The 24,305-nt window shown below is 71.6% G+C and carries 24 protein-coding genes; 12 read left to right on the top strand and 12 right to left on the bottom strand.

The window, feature by feature from the left end:
* Nucleotides 1-43: 43 nt before the first annotated feature.
* A complete protein-coding gene (gene dhaK / locus OYE22_RS02375; RefSeq protein WP_277318835.1) occupies nucleotides 44-1,036 on the bottom strand; it encodes a dihydroxyacetone kinase subunit DhaK in 993 nt (330 codons plus the stop codon).
* A 486-nt stretch (nucleotides 1,037-1,522) separates the two neighbouring features.
* Nucleotides 1,523-2,704, bottom strand: a complete 1,182-nt coding sequence (locus OYE22_RS02370; RefSeq protein ID WP_277318834.1) for a PP2C family protein-serine/threonine phosphatase — start codon at nucleotides 2,702-2,704, stop codon at nucleotides 1,523-1,525.
* A 98-nt stretch (nucleotides 2,705-2,802) separates the two neighbouring features.
* Between OYE22_RS02370 and OYE22_RS02365 the strand changes: the two genes are divergently transcribed.
* Entirely contained in the window at nucleotides 2,803-3,300 is a 498-nt protein-coding gene (locus tag OYE22_RS02365; RefSeq protein ID WP_277318833.1) for a MarR family transcriptional regulator, read from the top strand.
* 160 nt (nucleotides 3,301-3,460) lie between these two features.
* Here the strand turns inward: OYE22_RS02365 and OYE22_RS02360 are convergent, their stop codons facing one another.
* Genes OYE22_RS02360 through OYE22_RS02340 form a run of 5 tightly spaced genes read right to left on the bottom strand, consistent with a single transcriptional unit; the run spans nucleotide 3,461 to nucleotide 7,441 of the window.
* On the bottom strand, nucleotides 3,461-4,711 hold the full coding sequence (locus tag OYE22_RS02360; protein WP_348652176.1) for a PP2C family protein-serine/threonine phosphatase: 1,251 nt from the start codon (nucleotides 4,709-4,711) through the stop codon (nucleotides 3,461-3,463).
* A complete protein-coding gene (locus OYE22_RS02355) occupies nucleotides 4,695-5,723 on the bottom strand; it encodes a SpoIIE family protein phosphatase (RefSeq protein WP_277318831.1) in 1,029 nt (342 codons plus the stop codon). The genes OYE22_RS02360 and OYE22_RS02355 overlap by 17 nt, the downstream gene beginning before the upstream one ends.
* Nucleotides 5,708-6,172, bottom strand: a complete 465-nt coding sequence (locus OYE22_RS02350) for an ATP-binding protein (protein WP_277318830.1) — start codon at nucleotides 6,170-6,172, stop codon at nucleotides 5,708-5,710. The genes OYE22_RS02355 and OYE22_RS02350 overlap by 16 nt, the downstream gene beginning before the upstream one ends.
* Nucleotides 6,156-6,566, bottom strand: coding sequence for an STAS domain-containing protein (locus OYE22_RS02345; RefSeq protein WP_277318829.1), 411 nt, complete (start codon nucleotides 6,564-6,566; stop codon nucleotides 6,156-6,158). The genes OYE22_RS02350 and OYE22_RS02345 overlap by 17 nt, the downstream gene beginning before the upstream one ends.
* Entirely contained in the window at nucleotides 6,563-7,441 is an 879-nt protein-coding gene (locus tag OYE22_RS02340) for an STAS domain-containing protein (RefSeq protein WP_277318828.1), read from the bottom strand. The genes OYE22_RS02345 and OYE22_RS02340 overlap by 4 nt, the downstream gene beginning before the upstream one ends.
* A gap of 660 nt (nucleotides 7,442-8,101) precedes the next feature.
* Here OYE22_RS02340 and OYE22_RS02335 point away from each other — a divergent pair.
* Both OYE22_RS02335 and OYE22_RS02330 read left to right on the top strand, forming a co-directional pair.
* Nucleotides 8,102-9,358, top strand: coding sequence for a phosphatidylserine decarboxylase family protein (locus tag OYE22_RS02335; RefSeq protein ID WP_277318827.1), 1,257 nt, complete (start codon nucleotides 8,102-8,104; stop codon nucleotides 9,356-9,358).
* Nucleotides 9,359-9,431: 73 nt separating this feature from the next.
* The gene (locus tag OYE22_RS02330; protein WP_277318826.1) at nucleotides 9,432-10,820 is read left to right on the top strand and encodes a M20/M25/M40 family metallo-hydrolase; all 1,389 of its coding nucleotides are present in this window, start codon (nucleotides 9,432-9,434) and stop codon (nucleotides 10,818-10,820) included.
* Nucleotides 10,821-10,903: 83 nt separating this feature from the next.
* On the opposite strand, the gene OYE22_RS02325 is transcribed toward OYE22_RS02330, so the two are convergent.
* Complete coding sequence (locus tag OYE22_RS02325; protein ID WP_277318825.1) at nucleotides 10,904-11,368, bottom strand: MarR family winged helix-turn-helix transcriptional regulator; 465 nt, start codon at nucleotides 11,366-11,368, stop codon at nucleotides 10,904-10,906.
* Between the two features lie 186 nt (nucleotides 11,369-11,554).
* Nucleotides 11,555-12,220 carry a hydrolase gene (locus OYE22_RS02320; protein WP_277318824.1) on the bottom strand — a complete coding sequence of 222 codons (666 nt, stop codon included), beginning with the start codon at nucleotides 12,218-12,220 and terminating at the stop codon, nucleotides 11,555-11,557.
* Nucleotides 12,221-12,639: 419 nt separating this feature from the next.
* On the opposite strand from OYE22_RS02320, the gene OYE22_RS02315 reads away from it, so the two are divergent.
* The 3 genes from OYE22_RS02315 (at nucleotide 12,640) to OYE22_RS02305 (ending at nucleotide 15,760) form a co-directional block, all read left to right on the top strand.
* Complete coding sequence (locus tag OYE22_RS02315; RefSeq protein WP_277318823.1) at nucleotides 12,640-13,059, top strand: helix-turn-helix domain-containing protein; 420 nt, start codon at nucleotides 12,640-12,642, stop codon at nucleotides 13,057-13,059.
* A 157-nt stretch (nucleotides 13,060-13,216) separates the two neighbouring features.
* Nucleotides 13,217-13,747, top strand: coding sequence for a VOC family protein (locus OYE22_RS02310; protein WP_277318822.1), 531 nt, complete (start codon nucleotides 13,217-13,219; stop codon nucleotides 13,745-13,747).
* Nucleotides 13,748-13,936: 189 nt separating this feature from the next.
* On the top strand, nucleotides 13,937-15,760 hold the full coding sequence (locus OYE22_RS02305; RefSeq protein WP_277318821.1) for a protein kinase: 1,824 nt from the start codon (nucleotides 13,937-13,939) through the stop codon (nucleotides 15,758-15,760).
* 57 nt (nucleotides 15,761-15,817) lie between these two features.
* On the opposite strand, the gene OYE22_RS02300 is transcribed toward OYE22_RS02305, so the two are convergent.
* The 3 genes from OYE22_RS02300 to OYE22_RS02290 all read right to left on the bottom strand — a co-directional run bounded on the left by OYE22_RS02300 (nucleotide 15,818) and on the right by OYE22_RS02290 (nucleotide 18,481).
* Nucleotides 15,818-16,249, bottom strand: coding sequence for a PPOX class F420-dependent oxidoreductase (locus OYE22_RS02300; protein WP_277318820.1), 432 nt, complete (start codon nucleotides 16,247-16,249; stop codon nucleotides 15,818-15,820).
* A 198-nt stretch (nucleotides 16,250-16,447) separates the two neighbouring features.
* Nucleotides 16,448-17,515, bottom strand: a complete 1,068-nt coding sequence (locus OYE22_RS02295; protein WP_277323947.1) for a helix-turn-helix domain-containing protein — start codon at nucleotides 17,513-17,515, stop codon at nucleotides 16,448-16,450.
* An 819-nt stretch (nucleotides 17,516-18,334) separates the two neighbouring features.
* The gene (locus OYE22_RS02290; RefSeq protein ID WP_187063183.1) at nucleotides 18,335-18,481 is read right to left on the bottom strand and encodes a hypothetical protein; all 147 of its coding nucleotides are present in this window, start codon (nucleotides 18,479-18,481) and stop codon (nucleotides 18,335-18,337) included.
* Between the two features lie 287 nt (nucleotides 18,482-18,768).
* On the opposite strand from OYE22_RS02290, the gene OYE22_RS02285 reads away from it, so the two are divergent.
* The 6 genes from OYE22_RS02285 to OYE22_RS02260 all read left to right on the top strand — a co-directional run bounded on the left by OYE22_RS02285 (nucleotide 18,769) and on the right by OYE22_RS02260 (nucleotide 24,236).
* Nucleotides 18,769-21,039: a serine/threonine-protein kinase gene (locus tag OYE22_RS02285; protein WP_277318819.1), complete on the top strand. Its 2,271-nt coding sequence runs from the start codon at nucleotides 18,769-18,771 to the stop codon at nucleotides 21,037-21,039.
* A gap of 70 nt (nucleotides 21,040-21,109) precedes the next feature.
* Nucleotides 21,110-21,601, top strand: a complete 492-nt coding sequence (locus OYE22_RS02280) for a nitroreductase family deazaflavin-dependent oxidoreductase (protein WP_277318818.1) — start codon at nucleotides 21,110-21,112, stop codon at nucleotides 21,599-21,601.
* Complete coding sequence (aroQ, locus tag OYE22_RS02275) at nucleotides 21,601-22,296, top strand: gamma subclass chorismate mutase AroQ (protein WP_277318816.1); 696 nt, start codon at nucleotides 21,601-21,603, stop codon at nucleotides 22,294-22,296. Before OYE22_RS02280 ends, aroQ begins: the two co-directional genes overlap by 1 nt.
* A 246-nt stretch (nucleotides 22,297-22,542) precedes the next feature.
* A complete protein-coding gene (locus tag OYE22_RS02270; RefSeq protein ID WP_277318815.1) occupies nucleotides 22,543-22,782 on the top strand; it encodes a DUF397 domain-containing protein in 240 nt (79 codons plus the stop codon).
* A 214-nt stretch (nucleotides 22,783-22,996) separates the two neighbouring features.
* Nucleotides 22,997-23,545 (top strand): GNAT family N-acetyltransferase, encoded by a 549-nt coding sequence (locus tag OYE22_RS02265; protein WP_277318814.1) that lies wholly within the window; start codon nucleotides 22,997-22,999, stop codon nucleotides 23,543-23,545.
* Between the two features lie 193 nt (nucleotides 23,546-23,738).
* The gene (locus OYE22_RS02260; RefSeq protein WP_277318813.1) at nucleotides 23,739-24,236 is read left to right on the top strand and encodes a hypothetical protein; all 498 of its coding nucleotides are present in this window, start codon (nucleotides 23,739-23,741) and stop codon (nucleotides 24,234-24,236) included.
* Nucleotides 24,237-24,305 lie beyond the last annotated feature (69 nt).

Genomic DNA, 24,305 nt, shown 5'->3' with positions numbered 1-24,305 from the left:
ACCGCCCGCCGCCGCGCGCCACGTGCGCTGGCGCGGGCGCGGGTTACAGCCCCCACCGCAGCGCGGGCGTGCGCACCGGCGCGTCCCACAGGCGCAGCAACTCCTCGTCGGCCTGGCACAGCGTCACCGCGCAGCCCGCCATGTCCAGCGAGGTGACGTAGTTGCCCACGAGGCTGCGCAGCACCGGCACACCACGCTCGGCCAACACCCGGTGCACCTCGGCGGCGAACCCGTACAGCTCAAGCAGCGGCGTCGCGCCCGCGCCGCCCACCAGCAGGAGCACCGGGTTGGTGGGCCGCAGGTCCTCAAGGACGGCGTCCACGGAGAAGTCCGCGATCTCCCGCGAGGTCATCATGGGCCGCCGCTCCCGGCCGGGCTCGCCGTGGATGCCCACCCCCAGCTCCAGCTCGCCGTCGGGCAGCGCGAACGTCGGCCCGCCCTTGGCCGGCGTGGAGCAGGCGCTGAGCGCGACGCCGAAGCTCCGGGACGACGCGTTGACCTGGCGGGCGATCGCCTCCACCCGCTCCAGCGGCGCGCCCTCCTCGGCGGCGGCGCCCGCGATCTTCTCCACGAACAGCGTGGCCCCGGTGCCACGACGGCCCGCCGTGTGCGTGCTGTCCGTCACGGCGACGTCGTCGTCCACGAGCACCTTGGCCACCCGCACGCCCTCGTCCTCGGCGAGTTCCATGGCCATGTCGAAGTTGAGCACGTCGCCGGTGTAGTTCTTGACCACGAACAGCACCCCCTGGCCACTGTCCACGGCGGCCGCCGCCTTGACCATCTGGTCCGGCACGGGCGAGGTGAACACCTCACCGGGGCACGCCGCGTCAAGCATCCCGGTGCCCACGAAACCCCCGTGCAGCGGCTCGTGCCCGGACCCGCCGCCCGACACCAGGGCCACCTTTCCGGCCACCGGCGCGTCGCGGCGTACGATCACCCGCCCCTCCACGTCCACGGTCAGCTCCGGATGCGTGGCGGCCATCCCGCGCAGCGCGTCGGCGACCACGGTCTCGGGCACGTTGATGAGCATCCTCAACTGTCTCTCCTCGGCAGGTCAAAGACGGGGTTGTGAGCTGTGTCTGTGCGGGTCAGAGCGAATGCCAGCCGTTATCGATCTTGGTGCTTCACGGTGGTCGAAGGTGGGTTCCGGCGATACTGGTTCCCACTCCCTGACAAGGCGTCAGGCGTTGGTGCCCGGGCCCGGGTTTCCGGGAGCGAACACTCGAACCAATATCAGGCGCGGGCGTCTCTTGGCCAGGATGGCATCACCACTCCAGGCGGTCTCTCCTACCGCGCTTTGGTCCGCCGTTGCCCGTGCGGTGCGGACCTGTCCGGATGAGCACGTTCGTCGCCAGATGGTGAGGCGCGGCGGCTGCGGTGCCACGGTGGAGGTAGCCGCGTTCGCCACCTCCACCAAGTGGGCGACCACGCCGATGACGACTCTCGGCGGGAACAAGAGATCGCCCCCACACCTCGCTCGCCAACGGATGCCGCTCCCGGGTCGGATCCCGTCAAGGTCGTGTCAGTCGGTGCCCGGGCGGCCGTGCCAGTCCAGGCACACGACCAGCGCGTCGTCCGCCGCCGGCCCGGAGCCGCGGTGTCCCAGCAGCTCCTGCAACATTGTCCTGGGCACCTGGGAAGCGGGCAGGAGACGTGTACTGGTGATCGCCCTGGCCAACGCCCACTGACCGTACTTCTCACCCGCCGGCGAGAGGGCGTCGTAGACGCCGTCGCTGATGAACAACAGCCGGTCCCCGGACTCGACCTTGAAGCGCTGCGTGGTGTAGGTCGTGTCCTCGAACATCCCCAGGGGGATCTGCGCATCGAATTCGATGGCCTCGACGACATCCCGGCGAAGCCGCCAGATGCGGGGCGAGCCAGCGTCGATGATCTCCACGTCTCCGGTGGGAAGGCAGAAGCGGAGCATGAGCGTGGACAGGAACTGCCGGCCGTGGTATTGGCCGTAGACGGCCTGGTCGGCCAGGTACGCCTGGTCGGCGAGGTTCAGCCCGGCGCGGCGGGCGTTGCGCAGGGCGTTGGTCGCGAGGTTGGTGAGCAAGGCCGCGTCGATGCCCTGGCCCATGCCGTTGCTCACGGTCAGGAGGAGGTCGTCGGCGGACGACGACCAGTCGAAGCTGTCACCGAAGATCGCGTAAGCGGGCTCCAGCTGCGCGCCGACGTCGTACTCGGGTCGCGAGCAGGAGCGCCCGGGCAGGAGCTGCCACTGCATCTCGGCGGCGAGGGTGAGCCGTTCCGCGCGGCGGGCCTGCAGGAAGAGATCGGTGTCCCGCTCCGCGACGGCGATCTCGTGCGCCAGCGCGGCCGCGCACTGCGCGAGGTCCGCCAGAGTGTCGGGGCTGACGTCGCTCTCACGGCCGGGCAACCGCACGCTGAGCACGCCGAGCCGGTCACCACGGACACTGACCGGCAGGTGGACCGTTACGGTGGAGGACGCGGCGTCGGGCACACAGTGCGCTTCCTGGGCGATGAAGGCGTGACCCGGGGCAGTGTCATGGACCGGCAGCGAATGGTGGGTGTGCGGGAGAACGCCTACGGGCTGCAGTTGCGTCATGGCATAGTCAGCCATCAGGAGATCGACCGCCACAGCGCCGTGTCGCCGCTCGATCACCGAGCGGACCACGTCGAAAACCTCATGAGGCGCGGCCTCGCGCAACAGGCGCTCAACCGCGCTGGGTCTGTCCACCGGTATCGGACCTTGCCTTCCTTGACATATCTTCATGCATGCGACTTCTTATACCGACCAGCCGGATCGAGCACAAAACGCTCACACGGGAGTGTCACATGCGCGAGGACCCCATGGCTCTCCAGCAACAGGCCACCGCCGCAGTGCCTGAGGTCAGCCGTGTCCTTGAGCTCCTGGAGATCGCCTGGGAACGGGGCCGGGACGCCCTGAGCACCGCTCCTGTCTCCACGGCACAGATTCGTGTGATGTACATCATCGAACGCGAGCCAGGCATCAACCTCAGTGCCCTCCGTCGTCACCTGGCGGTGGCCGCTCCCACGGCCACGCGCCTGTGTGACCGCCTTCAGGCCGCCGGATTCCTCCGCAGGACTCCCCGCCCCGAGGACCGCCGCGAGATGCAGCTGACGCTCACCGACGCCGGCACCGCGCACCTGCGCGAGGTCCGGCGACGCCGTGAGCAAGCCCTCCGTCAGGCCATGAACCGGATGACCCCCCTCACACGCGACGCCTTGGCCACTGGCCTCGCCGCCCTCTGCGAAGCCGTCGCCGAGCCCCTCCCGTACGCGCGGGAGCAGCTCGTCGAAGAGAGCGGCTGAGCGCAGCCTCGGGACGCCGGTCTGGTCTGCGCGCACCGCCCGGGTCCGAAGGTCGGGCGGCTCCCGTGGCCGGTGTGGCGCGGTGATCGCTACGCATCCGGACGGTGAGTCGTCGGGACATGTGGAGGACCGTCTGGAGGCGGCGGTTCGGGGCACCTGGTCAGTTCCCGGGGCGGCCCATGCGAACGGCGAGGGCGAGCGTGTCGTCCGGGTGCAGTACGACCGTTCGCATGTCTGTCGCGATGGCTCCGGGAAGGGAGGCTGTCGGGTCCCGTGACCGCTTCCGGGCCGAGTCGATGAGGCGCGCCTCGCCCTCGATGGGATCGCGGCGACTCTCGGTGAGTCCGTCGGTGTACAGCAAGAGCAGGTCGCCCGGTTCCATCCGGGTCTGAAGCACCCTGTCGCTGCCGGCCAACGGGAAGCCGATGCCGCGTCCTCGTACGTTGAGGAAGTCCGCCCGGCCGTCCGTGCGGACGAGGAGCGCTGGAGGGTGGCTGCCGTTGGCCAGGCTGAGTTCGCCCGTCGCCGGGTTGAGTCGGGCCAGGAGCACGGTGGCCAGGAGATCGCCGTCCAGAGGCATGAGTATCTCGTCGGCCCGTTTGACGATCGCGGTCAGCGGGTGTCCGTCCAGCGCCAGGGTCCGCACGGCGTGGGTCACGTTCAGGGCGCTTCGGGTGCTGGTGATGCCGTGTCCGAGGGCGTCGACGACCGTGATGTGGACGGTTCCGTCGGGCAGACGGAACCAGTCGTAGAGGTCGCCACCGGTGGGGTCGTGCGTGTCGGCGGGTTCGTAGTGGACGGCGAGTTCCAGGCCCTCCACTGCCAGGGGAGGGGGACGAAGGGCGTTCTCCATGTCCTGCAGCATCCGGCCGTGCGCCTGGCGCAGTTGCTCGTCGCGTTCTTCGAGCTGGATGTACAGGGCGAGGACGCCGCTGTTGGTCTCGGCCAGTTCGTGCTTGAGGACGCGGTGTTCGGCGGCGAAGGCGTCCACGCGTGCGAGTGAGGCCCGTAGTTCCTGTTCCAGCTCTTCGCTCTCTGATCTCCGCGCCACGCGCGGTGCGCACGCGTCGGGGGGCGGCTCGGCTCCCTCCGGGACAGGCACGTGCCAGGTGGCCGTGGTGTCGCAGACCGCCTGGGCGGCGAGGGGGAGCCCGGCCAACGGCAGCGGGCTCCGCGACGCCGGCGACACCAGGCTGACGGAGAGAAGCGTCGGCTGCCCCTTGGAGCCTGGTTGGCAGGTGGAGCCGAGCCTGACCGTGCGTCCGGCTCGCAGTTCGTGGCCGGCGACGCCGCTGATCGAGAGAACCAGCCGCGCGCGCACTTCGAGGGGGAGACCGTAGGCGTCGGCCACCTGGCGCAGGGCGCGGCGCAAGGACCGCAGCGTCCGGAAGGTGTCAGACAAAACGGCCACCCGGTGCCCTGGCGGCGAGGAAGGTCGCGTCGTCCCGCGTCGAACGGTGAGCGTGAGCCACTGCCGCCGCGAGCAGCGCGGGCGGCAGCCGGAGCAGGAAGCGCGAGGGCGCGTGGGCCCACCGCGGGAGGATCCCGTCGGAGTGCAGCACAGCGATGACTCCCGGGCCCGTGGGCAGGGTGTGTGTGCGCGGGGTGGGCATGTTCCACCCGACGACACCGGGCAGGCCGGTCATCCCGTGGCGGATGGTCTCGGGAGTCACGACCAGGGCGCGGATGTTGCCGACGCCGCAGTACTCGGTCCGGTCGTGGTGCAGCCGCATGATGCCGACCGCGGCACCGCGGGTGTGGCGTAGCGCCCGGTGGACGGCGAAGAGCATGTCGTGGAGCGCGCGGTCGGGTGCGCGGTGAAACACGCGCAGGGCGGCCTGTGCCGCCTCCGATGCCTCGGGGCCGTGTCCGAGGCCGTCCACGACGAAGGCCGTACGACAATCCGCGGTGTCCGCCGAGGCGCACGCGTCACCACAGGGCTGTTCCCCGTCGACGGGAAGAGAGAGGGAACCGATCTCCTGGTGGGCCTTCGGCCGGTGGTCGGCATCGGTGAGCCGGGCACAGGCGAGGGTCGCGGTGCCTGGCTCGGTGCGGATGGTGAAGTCCGTGGCGATGCGACGGACGGCGCCCAGGCCGGCGCCGAGGGTCGCGGTGGTGCTGTATCCGTCGGTGAGGGCGCGGGGAAGGTCGGCGATGCCGGGCCCGCGATCGACGGCGAGAATCTCCATCCCGCCTCCGAGGAGGAGCGGCTGCAGGTACACCGAGCCGCCGGTGGCGTGCTTGGCGAGGTTCCCGGCGAGTTCCGACGCCAGCACGGCGGCCTGGTCGGGGAGGGAACCGGTCAGACCGCACGACTCGGCGACGGTGCGGGCGGCTTCCGCGGCGAGCTGGACGGCGCTGTGGTGGTCGACACGGACCTGAACGGTCGATGTGGCGGGTGCCGGTGTCACGGTGTCGTCCATCGGGTGGCCGTGACGGTGGTGCCCCGGCCCGGCGCCGAGTCGATGCGGAAATCATCCATCAGCCGTCGTGCCCCGCCCAGTCCATGGCCCAGTCCGGCCCCCGTGGTGTACCCGTCGGTGAGGGCCTGCTGGACGTCATGGATACCCGGCCCGTCATCGCTGATGACCAGCCGTAGACCCCGTGCGCCCGGACGTTCGAGCAGGGTGAGGGTGAGGGTGCCGCCCCCGCCGTGGATGTAGGCGTTGCGTACGAGCTCGCTGGCGGCGGTGACGATGCGGGTCTGGTCGACGATGCCGAATCCGAGGGCCAGGGTGGCCGCGCGGACGGCGTGACGGGCCGTCAGCAGGTCCTCCTCCGTACGCACCGGGTATGAGTTCGGCTCACCCGCCCGTGGATCGAGGCGGGGGGCGGTTTCGGAGGAAGGGGACTGTTCAGTGGAACGCAGCACTGGGTGCCCCCTCGGGGAGCTGGCGGTTTTGTTGCCATCCGAGCAAAGCCATGCCCCGTTCGGCGTTGAGCGCGGTCTCGACCCCGTCCAGGTGCAGACCCAGTTCCACCAGGGTGATCGCCACCGGAGGCAGCATGCCCGCCACGATGACCCGGGCTCCGAGAAGCCTGGCCATGGTGGTGAGCTCCATGAGGGTGCGGGCTACGAAGGAGTCGATGATCTCCAGTCGGGAGATGTCGATGAGGACACCGCTCGCGTCCTCCGCCGCGATGCGCTGGGTGAGTTCGTCGGTGAAGGCCAGGGCGGCCTTATCGTCGAGTTCGTCGAGGAGCCCGGTGACCAGCACGTTGCCCAGCCGCAGTATGGGCACACCCGCCACGGGCCGGGCGTTCATCGCACTGCCGATGATTCGGCCTTCAGCTGATCACCTTCGGTGATCTTGATGGCGACGGACAGGGCATCGGCGAGGGTGGACCGGGTGAGGATGGAGGAGAGATCGATACCGAGCTGGGCGATGGTCACCGCGATGGGGGGCCGGATCCCGCTGATAACGCAGTCGGCGCCCATCAGCCGTACCGCGTTGACCGTCTGCATCAGGTGCTGCGCGACGGCCGTGTCCACCGTGGGAACAGCGGTGATGTCGATGATCGCGACGAGCGCTTCGTGATCCTGGATGCCCTGCAGCAGGTTCTCCATGACCACCTGGGTGCGTGCGGTGTCGAGGGTCCCGATCAGCGGTACGGCGAGCACGTGACGCCACAGACGCACCACGGGAGTCGACAGCTCCAGCAACTGCCGGCTCTGCCGCCCGATGATCTCCTCCCGGCCCTCGACGTAGGTGTTGAACGAGAGTGCGCCAGCGGCGTCCAGCAGCCTGTTGATCAGCAGCGCGACGGCGAGCGCTTCGTCAGCGGCCCGCACGGACTCCTGCACGGACTCCAGCAGGGCTTCCTTGAGGGTGAGGACCGCGAGGGACGTGTCGGTGGGTGAGGCCCCACCCCGCGCGCGGCGCAGCGAGAGCTCGGTGATCGCGCGGTGCAACTCGGGATGCGCCGTCACCACGCGCTCCACCGGCAGACCGCCCGCCAGACTCGCCGAGAGGGCGGCGACCACGGCGTCCGCCTCCTCATGCAACTCCGCTTCACTGATCCCGGAACCAGCCTCGCTACGCTGCAGTTGCAGCTGCACCCACCGGTCGGCGATCTTGTCGGCACGCTCGTTGAGTGCGTTACTCACGCGCTCTCGCGTAGCGGTCTCACTACTACTCACCAGATGCTCCTCACGTGCGACGCCCAGCACACCGTCACGAGTCGGAGTCGAGTAGGTGCGGAAGAGCGGGTGCCTCCTGCGCCCAACAATATTTGTCGGCGGCTAAATATTAGCGACATGCGCAGTACGCGCAAGCGAGCATCACGCGATGCGCCCGTGGCGATAAGGGACTTAAGCGAAAGAACGGCTGGACGCTGGCGGAGGAAGCCACGCCCCGGATCGACAGGCGTCTCTGGCAGCGCCCGCCTGGTGTCGCCGAGCGAGGCAAACGAGCGGCGAGAGCCGACCGACCGCCGGAGCTTCGGGCGCTACTCCACCCGAGTGAGCGCCGTGGCGAATTCGTAGGGTGACTGGCGCTACTGGTAGTGACGGACGACGGCGACCGCCGAGCGGGTGCGCCAACGGCTCAGACCGGGCCGCAGGGTGTTCCCGTAACGCAGGGTGATGGCTGCCCGGGCCCCGCTGGCGAGCGTGCTCCGCCGTCCTGTCACCCCAGCGGACGAGCGTTCGTGCCCGCCGACACCGGTGCCTACGGTGAGAGCGACAGGGCTTGCCCGCACGCCGCGCCCCCCGGACGCGGGCCGGGACCGTGGCCCACGGTCGCCCTGATGGCGCGAGGTCCGTCCGGGCGAGACGAGACACCCACAGGTGAGGGACATCATGGAGCTCTACTCCACCGTGCGCGAGGGCGGTTGGCTTCCGTCGGATCAAGGTCTCCTGCGGGACTGGCTGGACGAACGAATCGCGAGGATCGCGGAGGACGCCCGACTGAGCAGGCTGGAGGACCTCAAGCCCTCCGTCGCCGCCCTCCGTGACCTGATCGACAGAGACCCGAAGATCCACATGCTCTTCCACGACATGCTGTGGCAGTTGTCCCACCGCGAGACACCGACCGGCTCGCCACAGGTCACAACGGTGGACCAACTGCTCCTGCTGTTCGACGACGCCATCGAGAGCGCCCCCGAGTTCAACGGGACCCAACTCGTCGGCTTCCCGATCAACGCGATCCTCAACTGGGCGATGGGTACCCAGGCTGGTTTCGCCGCGTTCCTCGACAGCGACGTCAACAAGGCACTCAAGGACATGCTCGATGAGTGGTGCGTGTACCTGAAGAGCTCCGCGTCGACCTATGTGCTCGACGCGGAGAAGAACCACTGGTTCAGCAAGGAAGCGCTCGACGCGATGCCCGGCTTCGCCAAGACCTTCGTGTGCGACCCCGACACCCCACATTACGGTTTCACGTCGTGGGACGACTTCTTCACGCGCGGACTCAAGCCCGGCGTGCGCCCCGTCGCCACGGACCAGAACACCGTCACGAGCGCAGCCGAGTCCGTCCCCTACCGACTGGCCCGCAAGGTTCAGTTGCGGGACACGTTCTGGCTCAAGGGGCAGCCGTACGCCCTCGCGTACCTGCTCGACTCCGCGAACAAGGGCGCGGCCGAACCGACGCCCGAGGACTTCGTCGGAGGCACCGTTTACCAGGCGTTTCTCAGCGCCCTCAACTACCACCGCTGGCACAGCCCGGTCGACGGTACGGTCAAGGCCGTCCGCAACATCCCCGGCACGTACTACTCCCAGACCCCGGCCGCCCTGTGTGACGTCGCCGCCCCCGACCTGTCACAGGGGTACATCGCTCACCTCGCCGCCCGCGCGGTGGTCTACATCGAGGCCACGCGACCGGCTGTCGGCCTGATGGCCTTCATCGCCATCGGTATGGCCGAGGTCTCCTCCTGCGAGGTCACCGTGAAGGCCGGCCAGCAGGTCAAGCGCGGTGACGGGCTCGGCTCGTTCCACTACGGCGGCTCCACTCACTGCCTGGTCTTCAAACCAGGCGTGAACCTGGACTTCGTTCCCACGGAGTTCCCCGGGAAGTCCAACGTCCTCGTCAACGCCCCACTCGCGAAACTGAGGACGTGACCCGCGCCTGACGGCTCGCCTCGCAACCACGGCTGCCGTGGCCCACCCCCCCTGGTCCCAAGGAGCAGGAGACATGACTACCAGCGATGAACTGGTCGACAGCGATGAACTGGTCGACGCTATAGGCAAGTTGAGCGACAGCGCGGTCGCGGACCTGATGGACTTCATCAGGATCCGGTCGGTCTACGACGAGAAGGACCTGAGACCGGTGAAGGACGCCGCGAACTGGTGCCAGAAGAAGCTGACGGGCGCGGGCGTCAAACCCGAACACGTCGAGCAGAAGTGCATCGGCGACCCCACCAAGAACGCGCCGTTGGTCTACGCCACGTGCGGACCCGACGAGGTCCCCGCAGGGACGCCCACGGTGCTGCTGTACGCCCACTACGACGTGGTGGACGACGGCGGGTGGGAAGAGGCATGGGACCCGAAGCTCGTCGACGACAAGAAGCGGGTGCGGGGCCGGGGAGCGGCTGACGACAAGTCGGGGGTCATGATGCACCTCGGTGCGCTCCGCGCCTTCAAGGGCAAGCCACCGGTCCCGCTGAAGATCGTTCTGGAGGGCGAAGAGGAGTCCGGCGACACCCTCGAAGGGTACGTGCGTAAGAACAAGGATCTGTTCACGGCAGACGTCATCGTCATCGCCGACACCGGCAACTACAAACTCGGCGAACCGACCCTCACCACCAGCCTGCGCGGCGTGGTGGCCGTGGACGTCACTGTGAGCACGCTGAGAAAGCCCAAGCACAGCGGCGTGTACGGCGGTCCGCCACCGGACGCCTTCATGGCGCTGACGCGCATCCTCTGGGCCCTCCTCGACGACAAGGGCGATGTCGCGATACCGGGCCTGGTGCGCGACCACTGGAGCGGCGAGGAATCCGACGAAGCCGCCTTCCGCGCCGAGGCGGGCATCCTGCCGCAGGTGAAGCTCATCGGCAGCGACACCCTCGGCAGCCGGCTCTACGTCCGACCATCCGTCAACGTCACCGGCCTCAGCGGCCCGCGACCGTACGCCAAGCCCGTCAACCAGCTCACCGATACGGCGAGCGCACGGGTCAGCTTGCGCATCGCTCCGTCGCAGGATCCGGAGGACGCCATCGCGAAACTGGAGCGGTTCATCGAGCGGCCCGAGCTGAACCCCTGGAACGCCGAGGTCACGGTCGAGAGGGCGGACTCCGGTGCGGGATTCCAGGCGGACACCACCCAGCCCGGCTACACGGTGGCCAGGAAAGCCATGGAGAAGGCGTACCCCGGCAAGGAGACCGTGTACGTCGGGGACGGGGGTACGATCCCGCTGGTCACCGAGCTCCAGCAGATCAACCCCAAGGCGACGGTGCTCCTGATCGGCTGCGAGGAGCCGCTGTGCAACATCCACTCCTCACCCGAGAGCGTCGACATCGACGAACTGGCGGCCATGACCCTCGCCGAGTGCTCCCTGCTACGGCTCCTGGCCTCGAAGCGGTGACCCACCCCCGAACGCCCTCGTGGTTCGCAACGCGGCCACAGCGCCCAGCCGCGGCCGGACCCGGGCGCGCTGGCGCGCCCCGTTCAGGCGTCCTCGTCCAGCTTCTCCACGACGCGGACGGAGATCTCAGCCAGGGTGCGGAGTTCCGCCGGGGTGAGGTGGTCCAGGAAGAGGGACCGGACGGCCTGTACGTGCAGGGGGGCCGCCGCCGCGATGGCCTCGCGTCCCGCCTCCGTGATCACCGCGTAGGCGGCCCGGCCGTCGTCCGGGGACTCCTCGCGTGCTACCAGCCCGCGCCCGATCATGCGCGTGATGTGGTGGGACATCCGGCTCTTCTCCCACTCCAGCGCCCGCGCGAGGTCCTGGTACTGCCGACGGCCGTCTGGCACGTCCGTCAGGTTGACCAGGACCGCGTAGTCCGTCGCCGACAGACGGGATTCCGTCTGGAGCAGATGTGCCAGGCGGCCGATGAGCCGCTCGTGCAGGCGGACGAAGCTGCGCCACGCGTGCTGCTCCTCCGCCGTCAGCCAGTTCACCCCGTCAGCCACGAGGGCGAGTGTAGTGAAGTGGTTGACGCGTCATCGGGCCGGCCGGGGGTGCGAGCCACCGTTACGTCGCGCCCCGGGAGCGCCCCGGGGCGCGACGGCTGGCGGCGGGGACGGCTGGGACGGTCGCGTGCCGGGCGGGGCCGGGGGCGGCGCTCCGTACCGAGACCGCCCCCGGCTCCCGTGCCGTTACGCCGCGGCCGTCTCGGCGACCGGGGTGTTCAGGAGCTGCTGCTCCCAGACCGTCGCGACCCCGGTGGCGCCCGCGTGCTCCAGGACGGCCATCTGGTCCTCCGGCGTGACGCGGTCCGTCCGGGCCCAGTCGCGCTGCCACTCGGACATCACGGCCAGCCAGGTGATCGGCACGACCCCGGCCTGGGTCATGCGCCGTACCGCCATGTCGTGAGCCTCGGCCGACACGCCACCGGACGCGTCGGTGACGACGTGGACATGGAACCCTTCCCCCGCCGCCTGGATGGCGGGCATGGCCACGCAGACCTCCGTCCACAGGCCGGCGATGATCAGCTTCCTGCGTCCGGTGGCCTTCACGGCGTCCACCACGACCTGGTCCTCCCAGGTGTTGATGAGCGTCCTGTTGATCGGCTTCTGGTCCGGAAAGACGTCCTGGAGCGCCTGGATCAGCAGGCCCCCGCGCTCCTCCACGACCGTGGTCAGGATCGTGGGGACGCCGTAGCCCTTGGCGGCCTTGGCCAGGCCCACGACGTTGTTGGTGACCATCATCGGCTCGTGGCTGTGCAGGTTCGCGAACTGGTACGGCTGGTGGTCGATCAGCACCAGGACGCTCTCCTCGGGGGTCAGCAGGGCTTCGAGGCCGGCCTTCGGGGGCGTGCTCATCGAGATCTCCTTCAGGAGTGCGGGCGCGCACGAACCAGTTTGGTTGACGCGTCATCTTTCTATATGACACGTCAACTACTTGTCCACCGCGCGCCGTTCAGGGGGCGCGAGGCGTCGCGGGCGGCCTCGCGGCATTCGCGGCGTTCGTGGGGGTCCGGCATCACGCGGTAGGGGTTCGCGTCGGGCCGGCCTACCCGTGGCGGCGGCCGTGACTTCGGCGTCAGGTGCGCCGGGCGCCCGCCCCGGGTTGACGTCGTGTCGGCGCCCGGTCGCGCCAGGGGAGGGGCGAACTCAGGCCAGATCACAACTCGTTGAACCTGACCTTCGATTCCTACTGATTGTTCGTAACGCCATCGTGGGTCAGTGTGGAGGCCGTGCACGAGGCATATCGGTGGGTGCGACAGAGAGGAAGGGGCGCTATGCGGGACAGCGCGGATGTGGGGATGGCGGCTTCGGTCGGGCCGTGCGCGAGCATCCCCGTCGAGCACATGGAGTTCGTCCGCCAGGTGCTCGACCGGGTGGGTGACAAGTGGAGCATGCTGGTCATCGCCGTCCTGGAGAGCGGCCCGATGCGCTACACGGACCTGCAGCGCCAGATCCCGGGCATCTCCCAGCGCATGCTGACCCGAACCCTTCGCCAACTCGCGGAGGACGGACTGGTCAGCCGTACCGCCTATGCGGAAGTGCCACCGCGCGTCGAGTACGCGCTCGCCCCGCTCGGCGGCGGACTGTACGGCATCGTCAGGCAGTTGATCGGCTGGGTGGCCGACCACCACGACGAGATCCGCGCCAACCGTTCCCACGCCGGCGCCACCGCCTCCTCCGCGTCCCGGCCCTGAGGGCGGCGCGCTTCGCGCTCGCGGAGAGTGGGTGACTCTGAGGGGTAGGGGACAGGGGCAGCGGTGTGCTCTACGCACACCAATGTGCCTTTTGTGAGGCCCCCGTTACATCCCTATGGTGAGGCAACGCACTATTCGTCACCACGCGAGGAGTGACATGCCTGTCCAGCGTCTCAACCACGCCGTGCTCTACGTCCGTGACCTCGAACGCAGCGTCGCCTTCTACGCCGACCTGCTGAACTTCCGCGTCAACCACCGCCTGCACGCCGACGGCGACAAGGTGCCCGAGGCCGCGTTCCTACAGGCCGAGGGGTCGACCAACGATCACGACCTGGCCCTTATGCGGATCGATGGCCCGAGTTCCCCGCCGAGGCCGGGGCCGGGGCGACGTCCGGGGCTCGGGCACCTGGCGTGGGAGGTGGACACCCTGGCCGAACTCCAGCAGGTCCGTGGCAGGTTGCTGCGGGCCGGTGAGGTGGTCCACGAGATAGACCACGGCACCACCAAGTCGCTGTACGCCAGCGATCCGGACGGTCTGCAGTTCGAGGTGTGCTGGCTGGTGCCCGCGGACAAGGTCGACGAGGTGACCCGCGAGGCGTTGGCGCCGCTCGACCTGGACGCGGCGATCGCACAGTTCGGCGCCGACCTGCCCAGCGGGACCGGCATCTCCACCCCGGCCCGCCACTGAACCGTCAGCCACCCTCCCTCGGCGGGCCGCCACGCCCGCGGCCCGCCGGACCCCGTAAGAGCCTCCCGGCCCCCCACGCCGGCCGGCCGGTCAGTGCGGCGCGCGAGTTGGGACCGAAGGGGCTCGTGGGCCCATACGAAGAGTGGCCATCGCGCACACCACGTCGGCCGGCCTGAGTACGGTGCCGGAGTGACTGGTAATGGGGAACAGCGCGCCATCGCTGACCGATACGTAATCGTCGCCCGCATCGGCAGCGGAGGCATGGGAACGGTGTGGCGTGCCACGGACCAACTCCTGGGCCGTACCGTGGCGATCAAGGAGATCCCCCTGCACACCACGGGGGTCGAACTCGCCCACCGGATGCGGCGCGCGATGCGCGAGGCCCGCGCCGTGGCCCGGATCTCGCACCCCCACGTGGTGGACGTCTACGACCTGGTGCAGCACGACGGGCGGCTGTGGATCGTGATGGAACTGGTCAAGGGCCCGTCCCTGGCGGAGTACCTCGCCGCCAACGGGCCGCTGTCACCGGCTCAGGCCGCCGCGGTCGGCCTCCAACTCGTCGCGGCGCTGGACGCGGTGCACGCTGTCGGCGCGCTGCACCGGGACGTCAAGCCGGCCAACGTGCTGCTGCGCCCCGACGGCAACGTCGTCCTCTGCGACTTCGGCATCGCGGTGCTCACCGACAGCGACACCGACTCGCTCACCGGGCCCGGCGAGGTGGTCGGCTCCCTCCCGTTCCTCGCCCCGGAGCGCCTGGTCGACCGGCCGGTGGGGCCGCCCAGCGACCTGTTCTCGCTGGGCTGCACCCTGTGCGCGCTGGTCTCCGGCCGCTCGCCCTTCGAGCGCTCGGAGGCCGCCGCCATACTGCACGCGGTGGCCCACGGCCAGCCCGCGATCCCGCAGAGCGTCGGCCCGCTGCGCCCCCTCATCGAGGCCCTGCTACGCAAGGAGCCCGCCGAACGCCCCCTCACGCCCACGGTCCTGGCGCACCTGCGCGCCGTCGCGGGTGAGGTCCCGCAGCGGCCCGCCACCGTACGCGACGCCGTGTTCCCGAGCCCGCACCCCGCACCCGCGCCCCTCCCCGTACTCACGCCCACGCGCCGCCGGCCGCCGCGCTGGGCCTTCCCCGTGATCGGCGCGCTCGTGGCGGGCGTGGTCGTCGCCGTGGTGCTGGTGAGCCGCTCGCCGGACGGTTCGTCGGCCGCGGCCGGCGCGACGACACCCACCGGCGGGGCGACCCGGCCCGCCGCACCCCCGGCCGCCGACGGGCGACTGACGCCGATCGACGCCGTCATGCCCGTCCCCGGCGAGTTGGGCCACGCCGCACCGAGCACCTACTGGCTGTTCTCCGCCGACCAGTACACCCGGGTCGATGTCGCGGCCTCCGGAACCCCGTTCCGTAAGAGGCACACCACCTCAGCGACCTCACTGAGCGGGTGGAGCAACACGTTCCAGCGCGCGCCCGGCTTCACCGAGAAGATCGACGCGACGCTGCGCGTCCCCGGCCAGCGGGACCAGTACTGGGTCTTCTCCGGCGACCAGTACCTGCGGATGAGGGTCGGCGCGAGCCACCCCCACGCGGACACGCTGCTCACCGGGCCGCGCCCGCTCAGCGACTGGGCCGAGGCCTTCGCCGGCCGGCCGGACTTCCTGGACGGCATCGACGCCATCATGCCGACCCCGGACGTGCCGAACGAGGTCTGGGTGTTCGCGGGGAGCGAGTACGTACGCGTCCGCCTGCACGACGGCGCGCGGCCCGGGGGCGTGGTGGCCCGTGGGCCGTCGAAGCTCAGCGCCTGGTCCGACACCTTCGACGACTTCCCGGACTTCAAACGGGAACTGCGCGCCGTGCTGCCCGTACCGAACGAGCCGAACCAGTTCTGGGCCTTCTCCGCGAGCCGCACCATGAAGATCGAGGTCGCTGACGGCGACTACGCCGACGCCGTGCTCGAACCGCCACGGCCGATCCCGCACTGGGACGACATCGGCGACGGCGGCGCCGGACAGGAGTGACCTCCCGGTGCCGCGAACGGCCCGGGCCCGCTGGCCCGGGCCGGCCGCGACGGGCCGTCAGCGGATCTTCTCGCCGTAGACGCGCTCGACCGCCATCCTCATCAGCACCCTGCGGTCGGAGACCATCACCGATCGGTACTCCTCCCAGTTCGGATGCTCCCCGGCCGCGCGGCGGTAGTAGTCCACCAGCGCCTCGACCTCGACGCCGTGCGGGTCGCTGCCCGGCCCGACCAGCGTCACGGTGCCCTCGGCGGTGGCCCACGCGAACCCGTCGGGGCCGGTGACCTCCAGGGCCGCGCGCGGGTCACGTCGCAGGTTGGCCGTCTTGGCCCGGCCCTCGGTCATCGAGACGTAGAGGACCTCGGCCTCCCGGTCGTAGAAGGGCATCACGGGCGAGAGCTGCGGGCGGCCGTCCGACTTGATGGTCGCGAGGACACCGAGCCGGCTTTCGGCGAGCAGCGTGCGCGGATCGTACGAGGTAGCGGTCATGTCGGAGATCAAGCCACGCGCGGGGGGTGGCTATTCCCCCGCGTGACGAACCCGCCGCCGATGCCCCCGCGGAACCGGCCGATCGGGTGAGAAGCCCCGGGCCGCCACCCGCCGGGCCCGGCGCACCGCGCGCCCACAGGAGTGCACGACCGCGCCCGTGCCGCGCCCTGGACGTGGCCCGCGCGGCGTCGGTCGCGGTCACGACCAGCGGGGGAAGCGCCGCGGGCCGGTGCCACCCGCCGGGCCGTCGTCCGCGCGCCGGGAGCGCGGGGCCTGCCCCGACTCGTGCCGCCGGTAGGCCGCGCCCGACCCGCCCGGGCCCCAACTCGGCCCGCGCGGCACGCGTTGCCCCTCCCGGTCGGCGCGGTGGCGGAAGTCGCTGGGCGCCATCCCGTACGCGGCGCGGAAGGCGCGGCTGAAGCCCGCCGCGTCGGTGTACCCCCAGCGCGCGGCGATGGCCTGGATGGGCACCGCGCGCCACCGCGCGTCGGCCAGGTCGGCACGGCAGCGCTCCAGCCGGCGGTGCCGGATGGTCGCGGCCACGGTGCGCTGTCGCGCGCGGAAGAGGGCGTGCAGGAACCGCAGCGAGATGTGGTGGTGCGCGGCGATGGTCGCCGGGGTCAGGTGCGGATGCGGAAGGTTCTCTTCGATGAAGCGCTCGATGCGCGCCAACAGCATCCGATGGCGCGCCTCCGGCGGGAAGTGGGCCTCGGCGTCGAGGTAGTGCGCGAAGACGGACGCGGCCAGTTCCACCGCCGTCGCGCCGATCCGCTGCGCTGCCACAGGCGTCAGCGCCGGCCCCTGCCGCAACACGCTGCGCAGGAAGTCGGCGAGCACCGCACCCGTGCCGTGCGTGGCCGACATGTTGCGCACCAGTAAGCGGTCCACCCGGTCGCTGGCTAACGGCAGCACTCCGCGCGGCAGTTGCAGGGCCAGCACCCGGGAGTCCGCCCGCCCCGCCCCGCCGCCGTCGGGCGTGTGGCAGTCGTAGGGGTGCGACGTGCTGCGCAGCGCGAACTCGCCGGCGGCCAGCAGGATGTCGCGGCGCCGCTGCGAGACGCGCTGCTCGTGCTGGACCGCGAGTACGAGTTCGTACTCCTCGGGGTCGCTGCCGTTGATGAGCGCGGCGGTGCGCTGCGCCCTGACCGGTGAGAAGACCAGGGAGGTGAGGCGCGCACCGCCCAGGGCGAGCGTTTCTAGGTGGGCAGAGAAGTCGTTCACGTGCTCACTGCTGACACGAGCCGGTGACACGGTGCGATTGCTCACCTCGCACCACCAATCGAACCGCTCTTCCCGCGGCAGATCGTCCCCGTGCTGGAAGCTGTACGTCACGCGTCCTCCGTTGATGACGTGCGCGCGTCCGCCGCCTGAGCCCGTGATCGGCCCGCGCCGACGTGCCCGTTCCGCGCCGACGCCCCGGTGCTTCGCCTCGGCCCGACGGGCGCGGCCCCTCCCGCGAGGGGCGGCGGTCCGCGCTTGACTGGCTCACCGAGTCTTGGGCATCGAACCTTTGTCCTGCAGCCCCTTCGGGCGCGTCGGACCACACTGATGCGGGCGTGTGACACGGACGTAGCGCTGCCGTGCCCGCCACGGACGAAACACCCCACGTCCGTGCCCGAGCCGCGCGGCCCCCGGGCCACGGCGGTAACGCGTGTCACAACTGACGGTGGCCGTGGGGGCCGGTGTGTGTGCCGGGGGAGATGTGCGTGGTATCCGGTACGCGCTGCTCTGCCCCGGCCAGCGGCCGAATGTCCGGGTTCCTCCGCGCGGGCCTCGCTCTGCCGGGCACGGTACGGGGCGGACCGGCGCTGGCGCGGACCGCGACGGGCAGGCGCGCGACCGCGCCCGGCGTACGCTCTCGGGGGCAAGGCGGGCCCGGCGCGTGACGGCGCCGGTCCGGGCCCGGCCCGGCGGCCGTCGCCCGGTTGTCCCGCGCGCACGGCGGGCGCGCCGAGGCGCGCGCCGCACAGACTCCGGCGCGACCTGCCGCCGCCCTCGCACCCGGAGCACCCACCGGCGTACGCGTACGCGCCCATCCGGCCGCCACGCGCCGCCTCACGCCGGCGCGAGGCGGCGCATGGCGCCCTAGCGTCGGCCCCGCAGCCGGCGCAGAAGCTGCTGGGCCTGGGCCCGCTTGCGGGGATCGGACGCCGCGCGCTTGCCCTCCGTGACCAGCTTGCGCCCCTGGGGGCTGCTCGCGAACGCCTTGATGCGACTCAGCAAGCCCGACATGGCTCCTCCATCTGTTCGTTAGCCGTACGACACGGCTCCCTGGCCGACCATACGCGCCGCCGGCCACGGCCCTGACCCGCACGGCACCCGGCGACGCGCGGACCGTGTACCCGGCTACACAGGCCGGCAATCGCAAGCCGCTGGCCCCGCCGGGGCGGTCACACGGCCGACACCAGCGCAGCCGCCCCTTACTCGCCTGCGTGCCGCTCGGCCCGGCGGCCATACTGGACGGACAGGGGAGGCACGGCGACACACGACGGGGGCGACGGCAGCCGATGGCGGATTCGATGGCGGACACCAGGCTGATCCAGGGCCGGTACCAGCTTCTCGACATCATCGGGCGGGGCGGCATGGGCGAAGTGTGGCGGGCCCGCGACACCTCGCTCGGCCGCCTCGTCGCCGTCAAGTGCCTCAAGCCGATAGGCCCCCAGCACGACGCCTCCTACCTGCCAGTGCTGCGCGAACGCTTCCGCCGCGAGGCGCGGGTGGCCGCGGCGCTCCAGCACCGCGGGGTGACCGTGGTGCACGACTTCGGCGAGTACGAGGGCATCCTCTACCTCGTGATGGAGCTGCTCGAAGGGCGCAACCTCAGCCAGCTCCTCGACGACAGCCAGCCGCACCCGCTGCCCGTGGCCGACACGGTGGACATCGCCGAGCAGGTCAGCGACGCCCTGGCCTACACCCACCGGCAGGGCATCGTGCACCGCGACCTGAAGCCCGCCAACATCATGCGGCTGACCGACGGCACGGTGAAGATCTGCGACTTCGGCATCGCGCGCCTCGGCCACGACATCGGCTACACCTCCCGGCTGACCGGCACCGGCATCGCCATGGGCACCCCGCACTACATGTCGCCCGAGCAGATCGCCGGCGGCCTGGTGGACCACCGCAGCGACCTGTACTCGCTCGGCTGCGTGCTCTACGAACTGGCCACCGGCGTCCCGCCGTTCGACCACGACGACGCCTGGGCGGTGCTCGTCGGCCACCGCGACACCCCGCCGCAGCCCCCGCGCGTCCACCGCCCAGAGCTGCCCACGCCGTTCGCGGACGTCGTCCTTGACCTGCTGGCCAAGGACCCGGAGCGGCGCCCGGGCGACGCGGCCACGCTCGCCACCCGCATCGCCGCCAGCCGCGCCAGGATGACGGCGGCCGGCCAACTGCCCCCCGCCGCCCCCGCCGCCCGCGTCGCCGTCGGCCCGGCCACCGCCCCGGTCGGCGGCGCCCCGGACGTCGACCCCGACCTGCCGCGGTGGGCGCGCCACATCACCACCGGCACCAAGGCCATGGGCAGCGGCACGGTCGTCGAGCAGCCGCTGGACCGCACCGCGGGACTCACTGGCGCGTGGACCGGCCCCCACGCCAACCTGTCCGAGGCCCCGCCCGGCCCCGAGCAGAAGCGCCCCACCCCGCCCCCGGGCGTGCTCGACCGACTCGCCATCCGCCACCACGCCGGGCTCAGCTTCGCCCGTCTCGGCCGCTGGGAGGACGCGGCCGAGGTGCACCGCGCGGTGGCCGCCGAGCGGGAGCGGGCGCTCGGCCCCGACCACCCCGACACGCTGGCCAGCCGGTACGAGGTCGCGTTCACGCTCAGCCGGCTCGGGCAGCCGGCCGAGGCGCTGCGCGAGTACGGGCGGGTGGCCGAGGGCCGCGACCGCGTCCTCGGCCCGGAACACCCCGAGACCCTCGCGGCCCGCCAGGAGAGCGCGTACGTGCTCAGCCAACTCGGCCGCCACCAGGAGGCGCACGAGGTCTACGGCGTCGTACTCGCCGCCCGCGAGCGCGTCATGGGCCCCGACCACCCCGACACCCTGCGCTGTCGGCACAACCTGGCCTTCAACCTCAGCCGCCTCGGCCGCCTGGAGGAGTCGTACCGCATGGCGCGGGAGGTGGCCGACGCCCGGTCCAGGGTGCTGGGCGCCCTGCACCCGGACACCCTCGTCACCCGGTACGAGGTGGCCTACGCGCTCGGCCAGCTCGGCCGCTCCGACGAGGCCCTGCGCGCCTACCGCGAGGTGGCCGCAGCCCGCGAGGAGGCGCTCGGCGCCGACCACCCGGACACCCTGGCCGCCCGCTACGAGGTGGGCATCAGCCTCGGCCGGCTGGGCCGCAGCGAGGAGGCCCTCGCGCTCTACCAGGCCCTGGCCGCGGACCGGGCGCGCGTGCACGGCGCCGACGACCCGGAGACCCTGCGCGCCCGACACGGCCTCGGCGTCAACCTCGGCCGCCTCGGGCGCTGGGAGGAGGCGCTGGCCGAGGCCCGGGACGTGTGCGCCGTCCGCGAGCGCGTCCTCGGCCGCGACCATCCGGACACCCTGGTCAGCCGCCGCGAGGTGGCCGTCTGCCTGGGCTGGCTCGACCGTTGGCCGGACGCGCTGACGGCCTACCACGAGGTCGCCGCGGCCCGCGCCCGCGTCCTCGGCCCCGACCACCCGGACACCCTGGCCAGCCGCAACGACGAGGCCCAGTGCCTGGAGCGGCTCGGCCGCCACGAGGAGGCGGTCGCCGTCTACCGCCAGGCGGCCGCCCTGCACGGCGGCGAGCCCCCGCGCGACGGCTAGCGGGGGTGCGATCGCGCGGCGCCTGTGGTGAGCTACCCCACACGACCGTCGGCGACGAGGGGTGAAGGCGATGCCGCTTGAGGGCGAGTACGCACCGCATCCGGTGCGGTGGGTGCGCGAACAGGTCGAGCTGTACGAGAGTTCGGGCGGCACGCGGGGCGTGACGCTGTGGGACACGGGCCTGCCCGTCGTCATCCTCACGACGCGCGGCGTCCGGAGCGGCAGGATCCGCAAGATCCCGCTGATGCGCGTGGAGCACGAGGGGCGGTACGCGGCCGTCGCATCGAACGGCGGCTCCCCGCGTCACCCGCTCTGGTACGCCAACGTCACCTCGGGCCCGCACGTGGAGCTGCAGGACGGTGCCGTACGCCGGGACATGACGGCCCGTGAGGTCACCGGGGACGAGAGGGCCGCCTGGTGGGAGCGGGCGGTCGCCGCGTACCCGCCGTACGCCGAGTACCAGGAGAAGACCGATCGCGTGATCCCCGTCCTCGTGCTGGAGCCCACGCCCACGCCCGCGACCGGGCCGGCCGGCACACCGCCAGCGGGGGCGGGAACCTGATGCGCGCGGTGCGTGCCGTGCCCCGCTTCCGTGCCGTGGCGATCGGCGTCCTCACCGCGCTCGCGCTCGCCGCCGCGCCCCGGGCGGCGACGACCGCACCGGCGTACGACCGTGGCCCAACGGACGCGTCGAGTGCGGCAGTTGTCGCCGAGGCCACGGGACGGGCCGCGTCGGCCGGGGCCGGGACGCGCCGCGCGCTGCGACCGCTGGCCGAGCTGTCGGCGCGGCGGCTGCGGACCGCCGACCTGGTGGCCGCGGCGAAGTGGGGGACCGGGCAGTCCATCGACGACCCGGAGCGCGAACGACAGGTTCTGGCGGACGTCGCCCGGCAGGCGGGCGAGGTGGGCGGCGACCCGGTGGCGACGGTCGCCGTCTTCCGCGACCAGATCGAGGCGAACAAGGTCGTCCAACGCGCGCTGCACCGCCAGTGGCGTGCCGCGCCGGCCTCGGCGCCGACGGAACGACCCGACCTGGCCGAGGTCCGGGCGGAGATCAGCCGGATCAACGGCGGCCTCGTCCGCGCCATCGCCGCCGCCGAGCCCGCCCGCACAGCCTGGCCGTGCCCCCTCGTGCTGCTGTCCGAGGCCGCCCGCGCGCACCGGAACCACGCGCTGGACGGCTTGCACGGCGTGGCCCTCGCACGCGGCCTGCGCTCGGTGTGCCAACCACCACCCACCGCCTCGGCCGGACGCTAGCCCCGTAGCCCCGTAGCTCGGAAGCCGGGGTGCGTCGCGTCGGATCGTCGGTCGTCGCCTGACCATCACGCCTTCGTCGCCGTTCAGTTGCTGGTCCTCCCCGCTTTCCGCGCAACTTCCGCGTGTCTCGTACGGGTGTGCGGCTGCTCCTCCCGATGCGGTCGGGCATCTTCCGCAGCGACCTGTCCCATGGCCCCGACCGGTGGTTAGGCTGACTCCGGATGACGAACCGGGAGGAGCACGGACGTGGCCGACAGCACCACTGAACAAGCACTGGCGGGCGGCAAGAAGCCGCAACTCGACCTCAGCGACGCGAAGTGGCAGTCGAGCAGCCAGGGATCGGGTGACGTCCAGATCGCCTTCGTCGAGGGGTACATCGCGATGCGGGACGGCCGTCACCCGGAGGGCCCCGCGCTGATCTTCACCCCTGCCGAGTGGCGCGCTTTCGTACTTGGCGCGCGTGACGGCGAGTTCGACCTGACCTGACGCGGGTCGGCCACCCGCCGTGGCCCACCGCCGGGCCTCGCCTGCCCGGCCCCGTAGGATCCCGCCCTTTGCCGCACAGTCGGCAGGGCCGACGAGCTGCCCCGGCCGCACCAGCGGCCCGGGCAGCTCGCGCGCGTTCGCCGCGGCACGCGGCCCGCACCGCCGCCACCCGGCCAGCCACCACCTGTCCACGCCGCCTGTCTAGGGTGCCCCCATGACCGTGCCCACGCCCTGGCCCGCCGCTGCCCCGCTGACCACGCCGCGCCTGCGCCTGGAGCCGCTCCGCCGCGCGCACGCGCGCGAGGCGGTGGAGGTCCTCGACGACGTCCGGCTGCACACCTGGACCGGTGGGGCGCCCAGCTCGCTCGCGCGACTCGAAGCCCGCTACGCCCGCCAGGAGGCGGGCCGGTCGCCGGACGGCACCCAGGGGTGGCTGAACTGGATGCTGCGCCGGGCCGTGGACGGGCAGGTGGTCGGCACCGTCCAGGCCACCCTGTGCCGCCCGGGCGCGGGAGGGCTGGAGGCGTCGCTCGCCTGGGTGGTCGGCGTCCCCTACCAGGGCGGCGGTTACGCGCGCGAGGGGGCGCTGGCGATGGCGAGTTGGCTGCGCGCCCAGGGGGTGACCAGGCTGGTCGCGCACATCCATCCGCGGCACGACGCGTCCATGGCCGTCGCGCGTGCGCTCGGCCTGACCGCGTCCGACGAGGTGGTGGACGGCGAGATCCGCTGGAGCACCGCCGCCGGGCCGCGCGCCAGCCCCTGAGCCCGCGCGCCCGCCGGGCCGGCGACCGGAGGCCCGCCGCCACCGGCGGTCAGCGGTCCGGCACCGCCGGTTCTTCTGTAGTCATGGATAAATTAACCGGGGCTTTCGATCTTCGAAATCCGTGGCCTGGGGATGGCGCTGAGCGACTCCCCGGGCGCCGCACGCCCTCCCTCCGGGCACGTACCATGTCGGCATGTCGTTTCTCCGCCGCCGCAGCGCCGCCACGCCGACAGGTCCGGACTTCGATGTCCTCGCCATGGACCCGGGGGACTGGCCCGGCGACCTGGGTGCCGGGCTGCTGCCCGCGCCGGACGGTAGCTGTCAGGGCGTGTTCCTGCGGTACGACCTGTTCGGCGGACGCGGGCCCGCCATGATCATCGGCAACCTGCCGGCCGGCTCGCCCGTCCGCGAGGTGGGCGAGGGCGTGCCCTTCGAGGTGACCCAGCTTCTCGACGCCCTGGGCAACGACGAGCCCGTGCAGGTCGTCTCGTCCGAGGACAGCCCCGTGATGCATGAGGACAACCTGCTGATCGTCCGCCGCATCAAGCTCTCCGAGAGCCGGGTCTCCTGTGTGCAGTTCGACCGTAGCGACGGCGTCCTGGTCACCATCGCGAGCTGGGACCGGCCCATCACCGACGACCTCTACCGGCTTCTGAAGCCGCTGCCGGCCGAACTCTTCCAGCAGGGCTGACGACAGCAGGGTCACGACCGGGCGAGCCCCGGACGACGGGCCCCGCGGCACTCGACAAGGCCCCCGGCG

The organism is Streptomyces sp. 71268 (assembly GCF_029392895.1).
Classification (GTDB): Bacteria; Actinomycetota; Actinomycetes; order Streptomycetales; family Streptomycetaceae; genus Streptomyces.
Note: the sequence above shows the minus strand (reverse complement) of the source record. Positions and strands in the feature narration are given on the sequence as shown.

Excerpts from the sequence above, each read along its gene's own strand:
- OYE22_RS02365 (WP_277318833.1), top strand. The coding sequence starts at position 2,803 with ATGCGCGAGGACCCCATGGCTCTCCAGCAACAGGCCACCGCCGCAGTG.
- OYE22_RS02355 (WP_277318831.1), bottom strand. The coding sequence starts at position 5,723 with ATGGACGACACCGTGACACCGGCACCCGCCACATCGACCGTTCAGGTC.
- OYE22_RS02345 (WP_277318829.1), bottom strand. The coding sequence starts at position 6,566 with ATGAACGCCCGGCCCGTGGCGGGTGTGCCCATACTGCGGCTGGGCAAC.
- OYE22_RS02335 (WP_277318827.1), top strand. The coding sequence starts at position 8,102 with ATGGAGCTCTACTCCACCGTGCGCGAGGGCGGTTGGCTTCCGTCGGAT.
- OYE22_RS02330 (WP_277318826.1), top strand. The coding sequence starts at position 9,432 with ATGACTACCAGCGATGAACTGGTCGACAGCGATGAACTGGTCGACGCT.
- OYE22_RS02320 (WP_277318824.1), bottom strand. The coding sequence starts at position 12,220 with ATGAGCACGCCCCCGAAGGCCGGCCTCGAAGCCCTGCTGACCCCCGAG.
- OYE22_RS02315 (WP_277318823.1), top strand. The coding sequence starts at position 12,640 with ATGCGGGACAGCGCGGATGTGGGGATGGCGGCTTCGGTCGGGCCGTGC.
- OYE22_RS02310 (WP_277318822.1), top strand. The coding sequence starts at position 13,217 with ATGCCTGTCCAGCGTCTCAACCACGCCGTGCTCTACGTCCGTGACCTC.
- OYE22_RS02300 (WP_277318820.1), bottom strand. The coding sequence starts at position 16,249 with ATGACCGCTACCTCGTACGATCCGCGCACGCTGCTCGCCGAAAGCCGG.
- OYE22_RS02290 (WP_187063183.1), bottom strand. The coding sequence starts at position 18,481 with ATGTCGGGCTTGCTGAGTCGCATCAAGGCGTTCGCGAGCAGCCCCCAG.
- OYE22_RS02285 (WP_277318819.1), top strand. The coding sequence starts at position 18,769 with ATGGCGGACACCAGGCTGATCCAGGGCCGGTACCAGCTTCTCGACATC.
- OYE22_RS02280 (WP_277318818.1), top strand. The coding sequence starts at position 21,110 with ATGCCGCTTGAGGGCGAGTACGCACCGCATCCGGTGCGGTGGGTGCGC.
- aroQ (WP_277318816.1), top strand. The coding sequence starts at position 21,601 with ATGCGCGCGGTGCGTGCCGTGCCCCGCTTCCGTGCCGTGGCGATCGGC.
- OYE22_RS02265 (WP_277318814.1), top strand. The coding sequence starts at position 22,997 with ATGACCGTGCCCACGCCCTGGCCCGCCGCTGCCCCGCTGACCACGCCG.
- OYE22_RS02260 (WP_277318813.1), top strand. The coding sequence starts at position 23,739 with ATGTCGTTTCTCCGCCGCCGCAGCGCCGCCACGCCGACAGGTCCGGAC.